Origin of the sequence: Oceanobacillus sp. CF4.6 (genome assembly GCF_051262635.1) — a bacterium.
In the GTDB taxonomy this organism is placed as follows: Bacteria; Bacillota; Bacilli; order Bacillales; family Amphibacillaceae; genus Oceanobacillus.
In genome coordinates, this window is the sequence record NZ_JBIMEX010000001.1 from 424,740 (window position 1) to 439,408 (window position 14,669).

At 38.7% G+C, this 14,669-nt stretch carries 15 protein-coding genes; 4 read left to right on the top strand and 11 right to left on the bottom strand.

Annotated elements, in window-relative coordinates; translation table 11 throughout:
- Positions 1-148: 148 nt before the first annotated feature.
- From accA to dnaE, 5 genes are all read right to left on the bottom strand, one after another.
- Positions 149-1,105 (bottom strand): acetyl-CoA carboxylase carboxyl transferase subunit alpha, encoded by a 957-nt coding sequence (gene accA, locus ACHABU_RS02295; RefSeq protein ID WP_435761832.1) that lies wholly within the window; start codon positions 1,103-1,105, stop codon positions 149-151.
- Positions 1,102-1,962: an acetyl-CoA carboxylase, carboxyltransferase subunit beta gene (accD, locus tag ACHABU_RS02300; RefSeq protein WP_435761834.1), complete on the bottom strand. Its 861-nt coding sequence runs from the start codon at positions 1,960-1,962 to the stop codon at positions 1,102-1,104. The genes accA and accD overlap by 4 nt, the downstream gene beginning before the upstream one ends.
- A gap of 136 nt (positions 1,963-2,098) precedes the next feature.
- Entirely contained in the window at positions 2,099-2,704 is a 606-nt protein-coding gene (locus tag ACHABU_RS02305; protein WP_435761837.1) for a FadR/GntR family transcriptional regulator, read from the bottom strand.
- 75 nt (positions 2,705-2,779) lie between these two features.
- Positions 2,780-4,015 (bottom strand): NAD(P)-dependent malic enzyme, encoded by a 1,236-nt coding sequence (locus ACHABU_RS02310; protein WP_435761839.1) that lies wholly within the window; start codon positions 4,013-4,015, stop codon positions 2,780-2,782.
- A 259-nt stretch (positions 4,016-4,274) separates the two neighbouring features.
- Positions 4,275-7,637 (bottom strand): DNA polymerase III subunit alpha, encoded by a 3,363-nt coding sequence (gene dnaE, locus ACHABU_RS02315; RefSeq protein WP_435761841.1) that lies wholly within the window; start codon positions 7,635-7,637, stop codon positions 4,275-4,277.
- 166 nt (positions 7,638-7,803) lie between these two features.
- On the opposite strand from dnaE, the gene ACHABU_RS02320 reads away from it, so the two are divergent.
- The 3 genes from ACHABU_RS02320 to ACHABU_RS02330 all read left to right on the top strand — a co-directional run bounded on the left by ACHABU_RS02320 (position 7,804) and on the right by ACHABU_RS02330 (position 8,957).
- Positions 7,804-8,136: a YtrH family sporulation protein gene (locus tag ACHABU_RS02320; RefSeq protein ID WP_435761843.1), complete on the top strand. Its 333-nt coding sequence runs from the start codon at positions 7,804-7,806 to the stop codon at positions 8,134-8,136.
- Complete coding sequence (gene ytrI, locus ACHABU_RS02325) at positions 8,136-8,639, top strand: sporulation membrane protein YtrI (RefSeq protein ID WP_435761845.1); 504 nt, start codon at positions 8,136-8,138, stop codon at positions 8,637-8,639. Before ACHABU_RS02320 ends, ytrI begins: the two co-directional genes overlap by 1 nt.
- Positions 8,640-8,759: 120 nt before the next feature.
- Positions 8,760-8,957 carry a hypothetical protein gene (locus ACHABU_RS02330; protein ID WP_435761847.1) on the top strand — a complete coding sequence of 66 codons (198 nt, stop codon included), beginning with the start codon at positions 8,760-8,762 and terminating at the stop codon, positions 8,955-8,957.
- A gap of 43 nt (positions 8,958-9,000) precedes the next feature.
- Here ACHABU_RS02330 and ACHABU_RS02335 read toward each other — a convergent pair whose 3' ends face one another.
- A complete protein-coding gene (locus ACHABU_RS02335; protein WP_435761848.1) occupies positions 9,001-9,948 on the bottom strand; it encodes a DHH family phosphoesterase in 948 nt (315 codons plus the stop codon).
- 147 nt (positions 9,949-10,095) lie between these two features.
- Here ACHABU_RS02335 and ACHABU_RS02340 point away from each other — a divergent pair, with 147 nt between their 5' ends.
- On the top strand, positions 10,096-10,392 hold the full coding sequence (locus ACHABU_RS02340; RefSeq protein WP_435761850.1) for a YtpI family protein: 297 nt from the start codon (positions 10,096-10,098) through the stop codon (positions 10,390-10,392).
- A 583-nt stretch (positions 10,393-10,975) separates the two neighbouring features.
- On the opposite strand, the gene ACHABU_RS02345 is transcribed toward ACHABU_RS02340, so the two are convergent.
- From ACHABU_RS02345 to pilM, 5 genes are all read right to left on the bottom strand, one after another.
- Positions 10,976-12,283 carry a DRTGG domain-containing protein gene (locus tag ACHABU_RS02345; protein WP_435761852.1) on the bottom strand — a complete coding sequence of 436 codons (1,308 nt, stop codon included), beginning with the start codon at positions 12,281-12,283 and terminating at the stop codon, positions 10,976-10,978.
- Positions 12,284-12,353: 70 nt separating this feature from the next.
- Complete coding sequence (locus ACHABU_RS02350; protein WP_435761854.1) at positions 12,354-12,581, bottom strand: hypothetical protein; 228 nt, start codon at positions 12,579-12,581, stop codon at positions 12,354-12,356.
- A gap of 89 nt (positions 12,582-12,670) precedes the next feature.
- Entirely contained in the window at positions 12,671-13,207 is a 537-nt protein-coding gene (locus ACHABU_RS02355; RefSeq protein WP_435761856.1) for a hypothetical protein, read from the bottom strand.
- A complete protein-coding gene (locus tag ACHABU_RS02360; RefSeq protein ID WP_435761857.1) occupies positions 13,200-13,742 on the bottom strand; it encodes a hypothetical protein in 543 nt (180 codons plus the stop codon). Before ACHABU_RS02360 ends, ACHABU_RS02355 begins: the two co-directional genes overlap by 8 nt.
- 12 nt (positions 13,743-13,754) lie before the next feature.
- Positions 13,755-14,660: a type IV pilus biogenesis protein PilM gene (pilM, locus tag ACHABU_RS02365; protein WP_435761859.1), complete on the bottom strand. Its 906-nt coding sequence runs from the start codon at positions 14,658-14,660 to the stop codon at positions 13,755-13,757.
- Between the last annotated feature and the right edge of the window lie 9 nt (positions 14,661-14,669).

Consider the following 14,669-nt stretch of genomic DNA (forward strand, 5'->3'; position numbering starts at 1 on the left):
TCTGCTTTTACTGTACCATACCCTTTAAAGATAAATAAAAACAGAACAAATAGCAATCAATATCTTATATGTAAAGTGATGTTTTATATTAATTCATACATAATAAGAGACTGATACTATAAATTATCAGTCTCAACTACAACAGTTTCTATATTGTTTCGTATTCACCAATCTGTTTATACTTTTCCCATCTATTCTCAAGTAATTCTTCTTTTGTAAATTTACTTAAAGAATTCAAGGAGCTTTGAATTACTTTACCTATATTCTCCGCTTGCTTGTCAATGTCACGATGCGCTCCACCCTTAGGTTCAGGAATGACTTGATCGATAACATTTAATTCCTTTAAATCATAAGCTGTGATCTTCATCGTTTCAGCAGCACGTTTAGCCTGTCCAGAATCTTTCCATAGAAGAGCAGCTGCTCCTTCAGGGGAGATAACCGAATACGTGGAATTTTCAAGCATATGAATCTGGTCCCCGACACCTAATGCCAAAGCACCACCACTACCACCTTCACCAATAACGATACATATGATTGGAACAGTTAGCCCTGCCATTTCCATCAAATTTCTGGCAATGGCTTCACTTTGTCCTCTTTCTTCTGCTGCTTTCCCCGGAAATGCACCCTTTGTATCAATAAAACAAATAATTGGTCGATTAAATTTCTCTGCTTGTTTCATATGACGCAATGCTTTACGATATCCTTCTGGATGCGGCATTCCAAAGTTTCTGCGGATGTTCTCCTTCGTATCTTTCCCACGCTGATGGCCAATTACTGTTACAGGTTTCCCCATATAATAAGCCAGTCCAGCAACAATAGCTTCATCATCGCCATATGTTCGGTCACCATGAAATTCAATGAAATCTTTAAATAGTTTCCCTATATAATCCAACGTTGTCGGTCGCATGGGGTGTCTCGCCATCTGTACTCGATTCCACGGTTTCAAATTACCATAGATTTCGTCCTCGAGAACGGAGAGGCGTTTTTCCAATGTTTGAATTTCCGCAGACAAATCAATTTCACTATTCTCGGTGAAATTTTTCAGTTCAGCGATCTTTTCTTTCAGATTTACGATTGGTTTTTCAAAATCGAGTATGTGCGTCATTTTGTCTCGCCACCATTCTGATGCATTTCAAGAAGCTTAGAGATGATTGATTTCATATCATGTCGGTGGATCACTTTATCTAATTGGCCATGCTTTAACTGAAACTCTGCTGTCTGAAAGTCCTCAGGCAACTTCTCACGAATCGTTTGTTCAATAATTCTTCTTCCGGCAAAACCAATTAGTGCACCTGGCTCAGCGAAATTATAGTCACCAATGGAAGCAAAGCTCGCTGAAACACCGCCAGTAGTTGGGTGAGTCATAACAGAAATCATTAATCCACCCCTGTCACTGAAGCGTTTAATGGCAATGGAGGTTTTTGCCATCTGCATTAAGCTTAGGACACCTTCCTGCATTCTGGCACCACCAGAAGCCGTAAAAATAATAAAAGGTATCGATTCATTTTTTGCATTTTCAATTGCACGCGCAATTTTCTCACCCATTGCAGAACCCATACTCCCCATTCGGAAACTGGAATCCATTACAGCAAAAGCGGTTAAATTACCATTTATCGTACCTTTACCGGTTACGACTCCCTCGTTCAGATTCGTTTTTTTACGATCTTTAGCAATTTTTTGCTCGTAATCAGGGAAACCAAGCGGATTTCCGGATGTGATTCCTTGATCCCATTCCTGAAATGATTCCGAATCAAATAAACTGTTTATTCGATCCCATGCAGTCATCGGATGGTGGTAGCTACAATTCGGACATACATGCAGTGATTTCTTCATTTCTTTACGATAATATATTTTATTACAACTCGCGCATTTTTGCATAAGTCCTTCAGGAACATCCATCTTAGCCTGTTCATTTGGTATGGATGCGTACTTCTTTCGCTTGCCGAAAAAATCTTTAAGCAAGGCTATTCCCCCTTTAATACCTACCTTGTCATGCAAGCATGTACAAATAAATTTAGAACCCTACTCTCATTATAACGATTCCATTTCAAAAAGAGTGTCGAAAACAATCGAGTAAACTCTCAACTGTCAAATTTGTTTAATTAATAAATAATGCTTCGATGGATGGATAATCTCGCTCGGAGTATAAATCTGTCAGCTTTGAGTAGAATGCGTCATCATAGTGTTGTGTACTAACCGTATGTGAAAATTCGTCCATCAAAACCCAAATTTTAGTCATTAATAGATTTTCCGTCTTATCAAATAAATACGTAAAGTAGGTGCTATGTCTTGTATGTGGATCATTTGTGTACATAGCAGCAATTTTGTTTAGCTTCTTAAAATCATTTTCTTCCATTCGACTGAAGGCCAATTTGGCAGCTTCTTTTTCGATAATTTTCTTTGTAACAGACAGGTCATTCTTCATGTTTTCCTGCCTAAGAATAAATGAAGATAACAATTCCACTGTCTGAAAGGTACGATACGTCCTTAAATACGTACCTTCACCATGCCTTGTTTCAATTAGCCCAATAAGTTCCAACGCCCGTAAAGCTTCCCTAACCGATGATCTGCCTGCATTTAATCTTTCTGATATCTCCCTTTCAGATGGAAGCTTGTCTCCAGAATTTAAATGATGCATCTCAATATGTTGTTGTAATTCCTTGATTACTTCCTGATATACCTTTTGTTTGCTTGAAATGGTCACAGCGGGCCTTCACTCCTTTGGAACGGATAGAGGTGTTCAAAAAGGCCTTTACTCTTTTTTAAACACACGCTTTTATCATTTTTCCTTTTGGGTCAGTCTTCTTGTTTTTTCTGCAATTTCTTCCGGATCAATTTTTAGTCTGGCAACACCAGAATCCATTGCCGCCTTAGCAACCCTTGATGCGACTAGAGGAGCAACGCGGGTATCAAATGGGCTTGGAATAACATAATCATCATGAAGCTCGCTTTCATCAATTAAAGAAGCAATTGCTTCTGCAGCTGCTACTTTCATTTCTTCATTAATTCTCGTAGCCCTCACATCCAAAGCTCCCCGGAAAATGCCAGGAAATGCAAGTACGTTATTTACTTGATTGGCAAAGTCCGATCTTCCGGTACCAATAACTCTTGCACCAGCTTCTTTTGCTTCTTCAGGAAGAATTTCAGGATCCGGATTTGCCATGGCAAAAATAATCGCGTCATTATTCATGCTTGCGACCATTTCTTTTGTTAATGCACCACCTACTGAAACACCAATAAATACATCTGCATCTACGAGAACATCTTGTAGGGAACCTTCTGTTTTAGCGTTATTTGTAAATTTTGCAACTATATCTTTAACTTTATTCATTCCATAAGGTCTACCTTCATAAATAGCACCTTTGGAATCACACATGACCATTTCACGAACACCAAAGCTCTGTAGCAATCGAACAATTGCGATACCTGCCGCTCCTGCTCCATTGGCTACCACTTTTATCTCCGAGAAATCTTTTCCAACAAGCTTCAACGCATTTATTAATCCTGCAACGGTTACAATTGCAGTTCCATGCTGATCATCGTGAAAAATTGGGATATTTGTTTCACTCTTTAAACGGTCCTCAATAATAAAGCAATTCGGTGCTGCGATATCTTCAAGATTGACACCACCAAAATTCGGTTCAAGTAGCTTAACTGTTTGCACAATTTGATCCACATCATGGGTAGCAAGACAAATTGGAAATGCATCAACCCCGGCAAATCCTTTGAATAATACAGCTTTTCCTTCCATAACCGGGAGTGCGGCTTCTGGGCCAATATTACCTAGTCCAAGGACAGCTGAACCATCACTGACAACTGCTACCATGTTGCCTTTCATTGTATAATCATATACTGTTTCAGTTCGATCATGAATTTCCTTACACGGTTCTGCTACTCCAGGAGAATAAGCAAGGCTTAAATCCTCTGCATTATTAACTGGTACCTTTGAGTTAATCTCGAGTTTCCCTTGATTTACCTTATGCATATGTAATGCTTCATCTCTTAAGCTTGCCATTAGTATATTCTCTCCCCTTCAAAGTAGAAATGGTCTGTTCGTCATTTTTATGGTTTAGATTACTCATGGTTGCTCAGACATATAGAAGTTAAAAAATTAATAATTGCTTATCATTAGAATAATGGAACTCTTAGTGGTCAGACCACTAATAATAACTACTATATTATAACAGATGATTTATGTCTGTAAAGTAATCTAATCGATTTCGTAATAATCGTAAACACGAATGCGTACAGCTTTCCATCTATAGTCAAACAGCTTAATCTATTTTCTTTAAAACTACATTATCTTTGCCGAAATTATCATTCAATTCTTTCATGCAGCCTGCGTCCGGGTTGACAAAATACTCATTTGCAAGTTGATAGGACTGTTTCCTTTCATCATCATAAATAATAACGGGGGTAGCACCTGGATAATGCTCTGCAATGCTTTTGATTGTTTTTAATGCATTACTGCTTGTACTACTACTCGATTTTATAAATAGCCGTTGTTCCGGCTGATCAGAAAGCTCCTCCTCATTAAATGGCTTAAGGGAGTCAACTACCCATTGAAGTTTGTTGTTTCTGGATTCGACTTTTCCAGAAATGCTAATAATTATTTCCTCTTTAAGAAAAAGACTCGTTTCTCGGAACAAATCAGGGAAAACAACTGCATCCATTTCTGTATGTTCGTCGCCTAATGTAAGAAAAGCCATTCGATCGCCGCGTTTCGTTCGGATTGTCTTCATCGATTGAATAATCGCTGTTGTAGTTAAATTTCGCTTACCAACCAGTTTTCCCGCCTTTTGAAGGGAAAGATGCCCATTCTCCCGCAAACGTTTCCTGAAGTCTTTCAGAGGGTGACTCGATACATACATTCCAATGAGCTCTTTTTCATCAGCTAATTTTTTAACTTGACTGAAGTCTTCGATATCAACGTAATCTGCTTCAAATTCTATCTTGTTCTGGAATAAACTGGATTGTCCGGAAAAGTCACTGAATAATTCTCCTTGCTCCATCGCATGATCAATGGAAGCAAGCAAACTCGCCCGGTTTGGGTGCAATTCATCAAACGTACCTGCAATGATTAAAGTCTCCAATGTCGTTCGATTCACCAATTTTGGTGAAACACGTAGGCAGAAATCAAATAAATTTTTAAAAGGACCTTCCCTTCTCGCGCGGACTATCTCGGAAACAGTCTGATTGCCTACTCCTTTAATTGAAGAAAAACCCATACGGACACTTCTTTTTTCTACGGTGAATTTCCCAAAGCTTCGGTTGATCGATGGTGGCAATAGACCCAGATTCATTCCTTTCAGTTCCTGCACATATGTATTTAGTTTTTCTTGTTGGTTCTTCGTAGAGCTTAATAGTTCGGCAAAAAAACTTGCTGGATAGTGTGTTTTTAAATAAGCAAGCTGATAAGAAATTTTACTGTAGGCTACTGCATGGCTTCTTGGAAAACCATAATTGGAGAATTTAACAATCCAGCTAAAAATCTCTTCTGCCACATGTCTCTCATACCCATTCTTGCTACAACCATTAATGAACGCTTCTCGTTGGTCATCCATGACTTCCTTCTTTTTCTTGCTGACAGCCCTGCGTAGCATATCTGCTTCACCAAGTGTGAATCCTGCAATTTTATTAGCAATTTGCATAATCTGCTCCTGGTAAACGAGTACTCCAAATGTTTTCTCAAGAATTGGTTTTAAATCAGGATGTGGATACGTCACTTGTTCCTTTTTGTGTTTGCGAGCAATGAAGGTAGGTATAAAATCCATCGGACCCGGCCTAAAGAGTGCATTGACTGCTACGATATCTTCAAAGGATGTCGGATTAAGTCTTGTCAATACTTGCTTCATCCCTTGTGATTCCAACTGGAAAACGCCGTTCGTCAGCCCATTTCGTAATAATTCATATGTTTGCTCGTCATGACTTGGAATATTTTCCAAGGATACCTGTTTATCGGCGGTATATTTAATCGACTGTATTATTTTCTCAAGCAAAGTTAAATTTTTTAATCCAAGAAAATCCATCTTTAATAAGCCAAGTGCCTCTAAATCATTCATTGGGAACTGTGTAAGATGTGTATTCGTTGCCCCCAAGGTTAATGGAATGTGTTCGATTAACGGTTGTTCACTAATAACGACACCTGCAGCATGGGTTGATATATGTCTGGGTAATCCTTCCAGCTTAACAGCTACTGCAAATAACGCCTTTAATTTTGAAGTACTTTTCACATAACGATTCAGTTCCTCAGAAGATTTTACGATTTCAGGAATACTTACCTTCGACTGCAGTGGTATTTCTTTTAAAATAAAGCTTGCATCCTGTTGGTCAATATCCATTGTCTTGATTAATTCTCTTATTAGGGAGCGTGCAGCAAATGTGCCAAATGTAATAATTTGTGCAACATGCTCCTCTCCATATTTAGTTCTCACATATTCAATAACTTCGTCACGTCTGGCATCTGAAAAATCGACATCGATATCCGGCATTGTCACTCTTTCCGGATTTAAAAAACGTTCAAACAAAAGATTATATTCGATTGGATCAACATCGGTAATTCCTAGTACATACGCAACGATGGAGCCAGCCGATGAGCCACGACCCGGTCCTACTAGAATTTGATTGGCTTTCGCATAGTCGATAAAATCAGCAACAATCAAAAAGTAATCACTAAAATTCATCGATTGAATGATATGAAGCTCATATGTTAATCGGTCTTTGATTTCTTCTGTGACTATGGCGTATTTCTTTTCAACATTTTCAAAGCATTGTTTAGTCAGATAATCTTTCGCATTTGTCCCTTTTGGAACGGGAAAAGATGGTATGAGACGTTTTTCGAAATCAAATGTTACATGGCATTTATTTTTAATGGAATCCGTTTCAAAAAGAACTTCTGGCCAAAAGGACTGAAAGCTATCCATCATTTCAGCTTCTGAACGAAGATGCCTGTTTTTCAATGTCGGATCTGTAATTTTCATTCCCCACGACTTACCTTTTTTCATCGCCTGTAGACAATCAAAGGCAATATCATCTTTTTCTTCGAGGTAGATGACGTCATTGAGGGCTGTTACAGGTATGCCATACAATTCATGGAAAGCTTTCACGGTCTGGATAAATTCCTTATCGTCTTCCTGTTCCCGATGGTGCACGCCAAGATAAAAATCACCTTCTGAAAATAGTGCTTGCCATTCTTTTATGTACGCGTACGTTTCTTCATGTGATCGATTTAGGAAATAGGTTTCGAGTTTTTCGCTGGTTGATGGAAAGATACCAATTAACTGATTGCTAAGTGAACGTAATTCTTCTCTATGAATACCATTTTTGTCACGAAGCTGAATAGTCGAGCTAATTTTAATTAATTGGTTATACCCCGTATTGTTCTTTGCCAACAGAACACATGGAATGCCTTGCTCCTCTTCATGTTCCCGAACGTAGACGGTCATTCCGATAATTGGTTTGATACCTAAGCTTTCGCATGCACGATAAAAAGGGATGACACCATACAGCACCTCTACATCTGTGAGGGCAAGTGCATCGAATTCCAACTCATGTGCCCTCTCCACTAATTTAGGAATCGTTATCGTGCTGTCCATCAGACTATATCCGCTTTTCACTTGTAAATGTGTGTATGACATACTATCCCACCTTTTTTCTATCAACAAATATATGTTCAACATATCTCTATACTTATTATAACAACGATCTGAGAACATGCATACGGTTTTACCTCGTTTCTTAGCATAACTTGTCCGAGTTTCTCATAGAATGGAAGAAGCATGCCTTAGAAGGAGTGCATAGGAGATGGAAGAACGATTTTTTGCTGTATTTATACATTGTTTTTTTATTGCTCTCGGTGTTATTATCGGTGGATCTTTCATTGGGAGTATGGGAGATTTTGCGACTGGAGATGCACCACTGACTTCCATGGGCCGAATTGCTGACAGACTGCGAATTTGGGCAATTGTTGCAGCAATCGGAGGAACATTTGATGCTATCGCCAATTTTGAAAAAGGGCTCTTTGAGGGTTCAACGATAGATCTCTTAAAACAGGCACTGCTTATCCTCTCTGCAATGGGTGGCGTGAAAGTGGGCATCCTTATTATTGACTGGTTTCTGCAAAAGGAGTTATCCTGATGCATATCCCACCCTATCATAGAAAAACAACGTGGCAGCGTTTTTTCGCGGGAGCATTCTTCGGGGGCTTGATCGCCTATTTTATTCTGATTTATATGTATGGTACCATGTATGAAGAACTTTTGGCAGAAAATATGGAGTTTACATCTCAAATAAGGGACTTGAAAGATCAAAATGAGGCTTTACTCAAAGATAAGGAAGATTTGGATGAAAAATCGCGAGAGCCTCTGACAGTCAGTTCCATCGTCATTACAATTGTTGAAGGCGATCAACTGAAAATGGACCGATTAATTGAACTTCAGCTAGAAGAAATGATTATAGAGGAAATCAATCATCTGGTCGGTGAGGAAGTAGACATAATCAATAAAAGTGATCAGCTACTCTTATCGGCAATTGAAAATAAAGGGTTTACCATTGAAGATGTCACCTATTATTTTGAAGTAAACAAATTAACCATTGCCTCCGAACTGGAAGTAAGCGTCATTCCAAAATTATCAAATTAATATGAACATTTCATGACTCATCATCCACTACAATGGAATTTAGATTTAAATTAGTATATAATTATGGTGAAGAAATGTAATTACTCACTTATATAGCTTAATTGAAGGGAGTCGGTTTCCATGTTACCCATCAATCTAAGAAGAATGCGTGACGAAAAAATCGAGCAACTAAAAAAAGGCAATAATGCCTTTGCAGAAACAGACGAACTTATTCGGTTAATGAAAAGAGCAATAGATAAAGAGTGCTTACATGTTGAGCTTGATAAAACAGATGCAGGCTGCTGGTTTATCCCGATGTCCAACAGTAAAACTAGTTAATAAAAAGTGATGATTTCTTTATTGAAATCATCACTTTTTCTCTTTATACTCCAAATGACTTGCATGCATCATTCAGTTCTTCTGTCATTTCATCTGCTTCTTCCCATGAATAAATGGTTGCACCGGATGCGAGCGGGTGTCCACCACCATTATGTTTGCTAGCTATTTCATTTATAATAGGCCCTTTGGATCGAAGGCGTACACGGATTTGTTCTTCTTCTTCAATGAAAAACACCCATGCTTTAATGCCTTTAACATCACTGATCACATTAACAAGCTGTGCCGATTCATCTGGTGTTACGTCAAACGTATTCAATATTTCTTCCGTAAGTTTTATCGTGCATAGTCCGGATGGCAATAATTTAAATTGTTGCAGGATATAACCACTCATTCTGGAAATTTTATCTTCCACACTGTAGAGTTCTTTATAAAATGCCGGTCGGTTAAAATTATAAGTTACCAGCTCTGCAGCGTATTGAAAGGTCTTCTTTGTTGTGCTCGGATACATGAATCTGCCGGTATCTCCAACAATTCCGGCATACAACAGGCGTGCTGCTTCATCATTCATTTGGAGGCCGTCTTCTTTTCCGGTGTCGTAAAATTCATAAATCATTTCACTTACAGAGCTTGCATTTGTATCGACCCATCTCAGATCACCATACAGATCGAGATTTGGATGATGATCAATCTTGATCAGCTTTTCTCCCAAATAGTATCGTCGATCGTCAATACGGGCTTCATTTGCTGTGTCACAAACAATGACGAGTGCATGTTGATAGACAGAATCTTCAATTTCATCCATTCGGGTAAGAAAAGTCAATGAGGGTTCTTCCTCCCCTACTGCATAAATTTGTTTATCAGGAAAAGAGTGTGCTAGTATTTCCTTCAGACCGGCCTGCGATCCAAGTGCATCCGGATCTGGTCTTGCATGGCGGTGGATAATGATCGTGTCATAAGCTTTAATGGTTTCTAAAATTTGTTTGATTTCCATTGTTTTGCCCCTGTCTTGTTAATATTCTTTGAACATCCTTTTTCTTTCTGGCTATCTATGTAAAAACACGTTACAATTGTAATTGAATTCTACCCGAATAAGTACAGACATCGTACATAAAACTCATAAGAAATTAGGAGAGATCAAATGGTTATATTCCCTATTGTCATTGTTGTTTCTGCAGTACTTTATATTTATTATAAGGTTGCAATTCTTAAAAATAATGATGTACTTACTCAAAAGTATTTTAACGGAAAAGCCCGGGTTTGTCTCGGAACATTCCTTTTATTTTTTGGTGTCAATCAGTATATTTTCTACAAAACACAGCTTGCATTGTTCATTTGTTTTATCATTGCCCTCGTTGGAGCACTCCAATTATACAGAGGTTTTATGGAAGCAAAACATTATCGCAGTGAATGGCGACGTTTGAATCCGAATGAATAGCACATACAAAAGAAATCGGCAACACTGGCCGATTTCTTTTTTTATTTAGGCTGTTTTAATTGGAACTGCGGATACTCGTCCCACCAAAATGATTTGTTGTTTTTTCACAAAATGTATAAACTATGAAGTAACTGCTAGTTATTTGCTTCTTTAAGTAAGTGCTTTTCCCGCCGTCCGGGATCGCTGCGGGCGGATGCGCATCCTTAGAGCACGGCCTCAGCCTCCTCGCGGAAAACCACCGCTGCGGGGGTCTTCGGACACGTGCTGGGACTGCGATTACTCGCCCCACCGAAAACCTTTGTTCCCGTAGGAATCACCGCCCGCCGCTCACCCGGACTGGTGAAGTTTTATAATGCTATTTTAGCTACGCTAGTATAGTAATTATTAGCAACCTTCTAACCAGCTCTGGGAAATACACGGAGACTTCTGCGGGAGGAAAGGCATAGGTGAGACACTGAAATGCATTAGCATGAAGGGGCTCACCAGCCGCCCGCGAAAAGCGCAGTGTATTTCCCAGAGCGGTCGCCGAAGTTCCCTATACAAGTTCGTAGTTTATCTCAACTGCAGATTAAAACAACATCACTTAACGATTAATCAGTTGAGCCATGATTAGTCCTTTGCCTACCAAATTACGCTCATTGTATACTTCCACATCTATTTTTGCGTATAGTCTACCAACATCAAGCAGTTTTGGTTTAATGACCAACTTGCTATCAATCTGTACCGGTTTGCTGAAATAAACGGTCAGGTTTTCAATAGTAATATCCGCTTTTTTTACTTTCATAAGCAATCTGCTGCTGGCCTCTGTAATCAAAGAAGTAAACACACCATTCGATAATGTCCCTAATTGGTTTGTCATCTGGGGAATAACTTTTGATTCAAAGACGGAGTCATCATCTTCACTGGCTTTCAAATTACTCGCGACAATATCATCAATCGTTTCCCCTACTTGCGGTTGACGCTGAATTTGCTGCATAGCCTTTAGCACATCCTGCCTGGAAACCACTCCTTGCAAATGGTATGCCTGGTCAACGACAGGAATCAGTTCAATCCCTTGCCAAACCATGGTATGCCCGACAGATGCGAGAGACGTCTTCGCCTGGACGACTTGCGGTTTCTTACTCATTACACGGTCGATAACTACTGTTCGATCTTTTCCTACAATATCCTTGGAAGAAACCATTCCAACGACACGCAACTTATCATCCACTACTGGAAATCTTGAATGAGATGACTTTTCATTCAGCTCATACCAGTCGGCAATTGTATCTTTTACTTTCAAAAAATGAGATTCTTCAAAGGATGTTGCGATATCGCCCACAAATACGATTTCTTTCTTGATCAGTTGATCGTAAATAGCTCGGTTAATCATGGCCGCTACCGTGAATGTATCATAGCTCGTCGAAATAATTGGCAGTTTTTTTTCATCTGCTAATTTTTTAACATGATCCTCTGTATCAAATCCACCTGTAATCAGTACAGCAGCACCTGCAGTCAGTGCCAGCTCATGTGCCTTAAACCGATTCCCGACAATAAGGAGGGAATCCGCCTGTGTATAACGCATCATGGCATCGAGTTGCATCGCACCGATTACAAATTTGCTTAACGTTTTATATAGCCCATCACGGCCACCTAATACTTGTCCATCAATAATATTTACAATTTCAGCAAATGTGAGTTGCTCAAAGTTTTCTTTTTTCTTTCGCTCGATTCGAATCGTACCAACCCGTTCAATCGTGCTGACTAGCCCTTGGTTCTCGGCCTCTTTTATAGCACGGTATGCTGTCCCATCACTCACATTCAGGTCCTTTGCAATTTGACGAACTGATATTTTATTTCCAACCGTCAACGAAATGATATACTGTATAATTTGCTCGTGCTTGGTTGTCATCTATTTCACCAGCTTTCAACTGTACTATATCACTTAGTAATTATTATTATACAGTTGAAATAGTTCAAACTCAATGAAAATCACGTTGCCTCCTATTATATTCTTCCTGTTCCATTACCGGAGGCCTAGTCATTTGTAAAAGTGTTGCAAAATTGGCACCTACAACAAACAGCAAGAACAAGAGCCAGCCCCCCCAGAACATCAATTCAACATTTGTTGTTGCATATGGAATGACAGGCCAGGCAATGTATAGAAAAAAGCCGGCTAAAAGTAATCGTAAAATGGCATAATGACGCATACGGATCTCCTCCTTTATTTCTAAGTTTATGAGGAAAACAGTGGCATAAGAACCATTTAGACAAAGTAAAAGGATAGCTTCAGTGGAAGCTATCCTGCGTGAAATGCTGTAAAAGTAATGGTTAGGTAAACATCTGTTTTAGCATGTTGAATATTCATTGTATCTATTCTTATTAGACGATTACTGGTTATTACTCCATCTATAAAACTATTTATTGCACCAAGGTTTGTTGCTGTTGCATCCAGTGTATAAATGCTTTCATCTATGATGGGGTTATCTACCTCTTCACCTGTCACTACATTTATTTCTCCACCCGCTCCAATATAGTCAATACTAACATCGGCATGTGCTGCAATTTCCTGTAACTCGGTAAGAACTATATTTACTGATTTACTGTTTGGTACTTTACGAGCAACTTCAGAGAGGTCCGCACTGACATCTGCTTCTTCCTCATTTGTCAGCTTATCCAGTTGTTTTTCATACATGGAAACTTCCTTCGCTAACGAATCCATCTCCGCATTCAACGGTTTAATTACATTTAAATAAGATATTCCGTAGATTACTAGAATCGCTGCAAACAGACCTACAGCAATATATGTATGTATTTTCCCCCAATGTTTAATCATTAACTACGAACTCCTCTACCAGTATTTCGCTGTTTATAATCACTGATAATGTAGCTTCATAAGAATTTTCCATTTTGATGGAACTTGTAAGTTGCGTGTCCTGTACATAGGGTTGCTCTGTGAGAATTGCAATATAATCAGCAACAGCATGAAGTGTTGGAAAAGAAGCATCGATGGTAAGTTGATTTTCTGTCCCATAATCAAATGTAATCAGTTGTTCAGGTTCTGAAAGCAAACCAATTATTTCATGATACACTTCTACTGTGGGAAGCATTTCAGATTCCAGTATAATCAATTCCTGCTCCAGCTGTTCCAGTTGCCTTTGGGTTCCATTTGCTTTTTGTTGTTCCAATAAGACGGATTCGATTTGTATCATTTCACTTTCAAGTGCTTCCAGTTGATTGTCATAACTATTTTTCTGAAAAAGAAGCACCGAAACAGCGAGGACCAGGAGGACGATAAAAATAATTCCAAGCAAGATGTATGCGATATTTTTATTTGGTTCTTTCTCAAGGAAATTAATTTCTATATTCATGATTGCTCCCCCTTACGAATCTTTCTTTAAAGCCAGTCCAAGAACGTCGATATACTTAGCTGTAAGCTCCTCTTCTTCAAAGCGATGGATTGGTATTGTTACCAATTTGGATAGACTGGATTTCACAGATTCAAGGAAAGGGAAATCACCGGAAAGAAGCAGCTGATTAATTTCGGACTCCCCTTTTGTAATTGAATATTGATAAAAATCGATAATCCGATTAATTTCTATAATATATTCACTGATTAACTGCTGTGCAGACTCTTCCTCCAAATCTTTCGTGATACTCATTTTCATATATCTTGAAAAAATAGCTTTATGATTTCGGAATGCTGTTAGCATCAATGCATCTTTATTCCAGTGAATCAATAATACATAATTCTTTTTTTCCTGCTTCGTTAGATAGTAATAACGGTAAACGGATAAAGATGTTAGATCAGCAGCCATCGGTTTTAATCCTGCTTTATCAAACGCTTCTTCAAAAGTGGTGATCTTATCTTTCGGATACGCAAATAATAGAATATCTCTATTTTTCTCATCTGCTTCTAGAAATTCGATTGCAATTGCTGGATTGGAAAATGGTAAATAAAAACTGTTTCCGATTTGTGTTTTTACATAGCCTGCTGTTTCTTCTTTTGTTAACGTTGCCGGGACTTGTAATTGGCGAATAACAATCGTATCATCCGGCATAGCAAAGAATAATTTCTTCCGTTTCCATTTATGCTTATGGACAAGTTCATTTACGACTTCAACAAAAATGACTTTATTTTGAATCATACCGTCCTTGATTGTCCCATCAGGCAATTCCACTTCCCCATGTATGACCATACCGACGACATTATTGTGTTTATGGTAACTGTATCGCAATACCTGATTGGTAATTACCATATTGACTCTTCCATTATTCATAATCCCCATGTTGTCACC

Bases quoted from the DNA above. Each gene is read 5' to 3' on its own strand.
- ACHABU_RS02360 (WP_435761857.1), bottom strand. From the start codon at position 13,742: ATGAATATAGAAATTAATTTCCTTGAGAAAGAACCAAATAAAAATATC.
- ACHABU_RS02350 (WP_435761854.1), bottom strand. From the start codon at position 12,581: ATGCGTCATTATGCCATTTTACGATTACTTTTAGCCGGCTTTTTTCTA.
- dnaE (WP_435761841.1), bottom strand. From the start codon at position 7,637: ATGTCATACACACATTTACAAGTGAAAAGCGGATATAGTCTGATGGAC.
- ACHABU_RS02340 (WP_435761850.1), top strand. From the start codon at position 10,096: ATGGTTATATTCCCTATTGTCATTGTTGTTTCTGCAGTACTTTATATT.
- ACHABU_RS02310 (WP_435761839.1), bottom strand. From the start codon at position 4,015: ATGGCAAGCTTAAGAGATGAAGCATTACATATGCATAAGGTAAATCAA.
- ACHABU_RS02320 (WP_435761843.1), top strand. From the start codon at position 7,804: ATGGAAGAACGATTTTTTGCTGTATTTATACATTGTTTTTTTATTGCT.
- pilM (WP_435761859.1), bottom strand. From the start codon at position 14,660: ATGGGGATTATGAATAATGGAAGAGTCAATATGGTAATTACCAATCAG.
- ACHABU_RS02345 (WP_435761852.1), bottom strand. From the start codon at position 12,283: ATGACAACCAAGCACGAGCAAATTATACAGTATATCATTTCGTTGACG.
- accA (WP_435761832.1), bottom strand. From the start codon at position 1,105: ATGACGCACATACTCGATTTTGAAAAACCAATCGTAAATCTGAAAGAA.
- ACHABU_RS02330 (WP_435761847.1), top strand. From the start codon at position 8,760: ATGTTACCCATCAATCTAAGAAGAATGCGTGACGAAAAAATCGAGCAA.
- ACHABU_RS02355 (WP_435761856.1), bottom strand. From the start codon at position 13,207: ATGATTAAACATTGGGGGAAAATACATACATATATTGCTGTAGGTCTG.
- ytrI (WP_435761845.1), top strand. From the start codon at position 8,136: ATGCATATCCCACCCTATCATAGAAAAACAACGTGGCAGCGTTTTTTC.
- ACHABU_RS02335 (WP_435761848.1), bottom strand. From the start codon at position 9,948: ATGGAAATCAAACAAATTTTAGAAACCATTAAAGCTTATGACACGATC.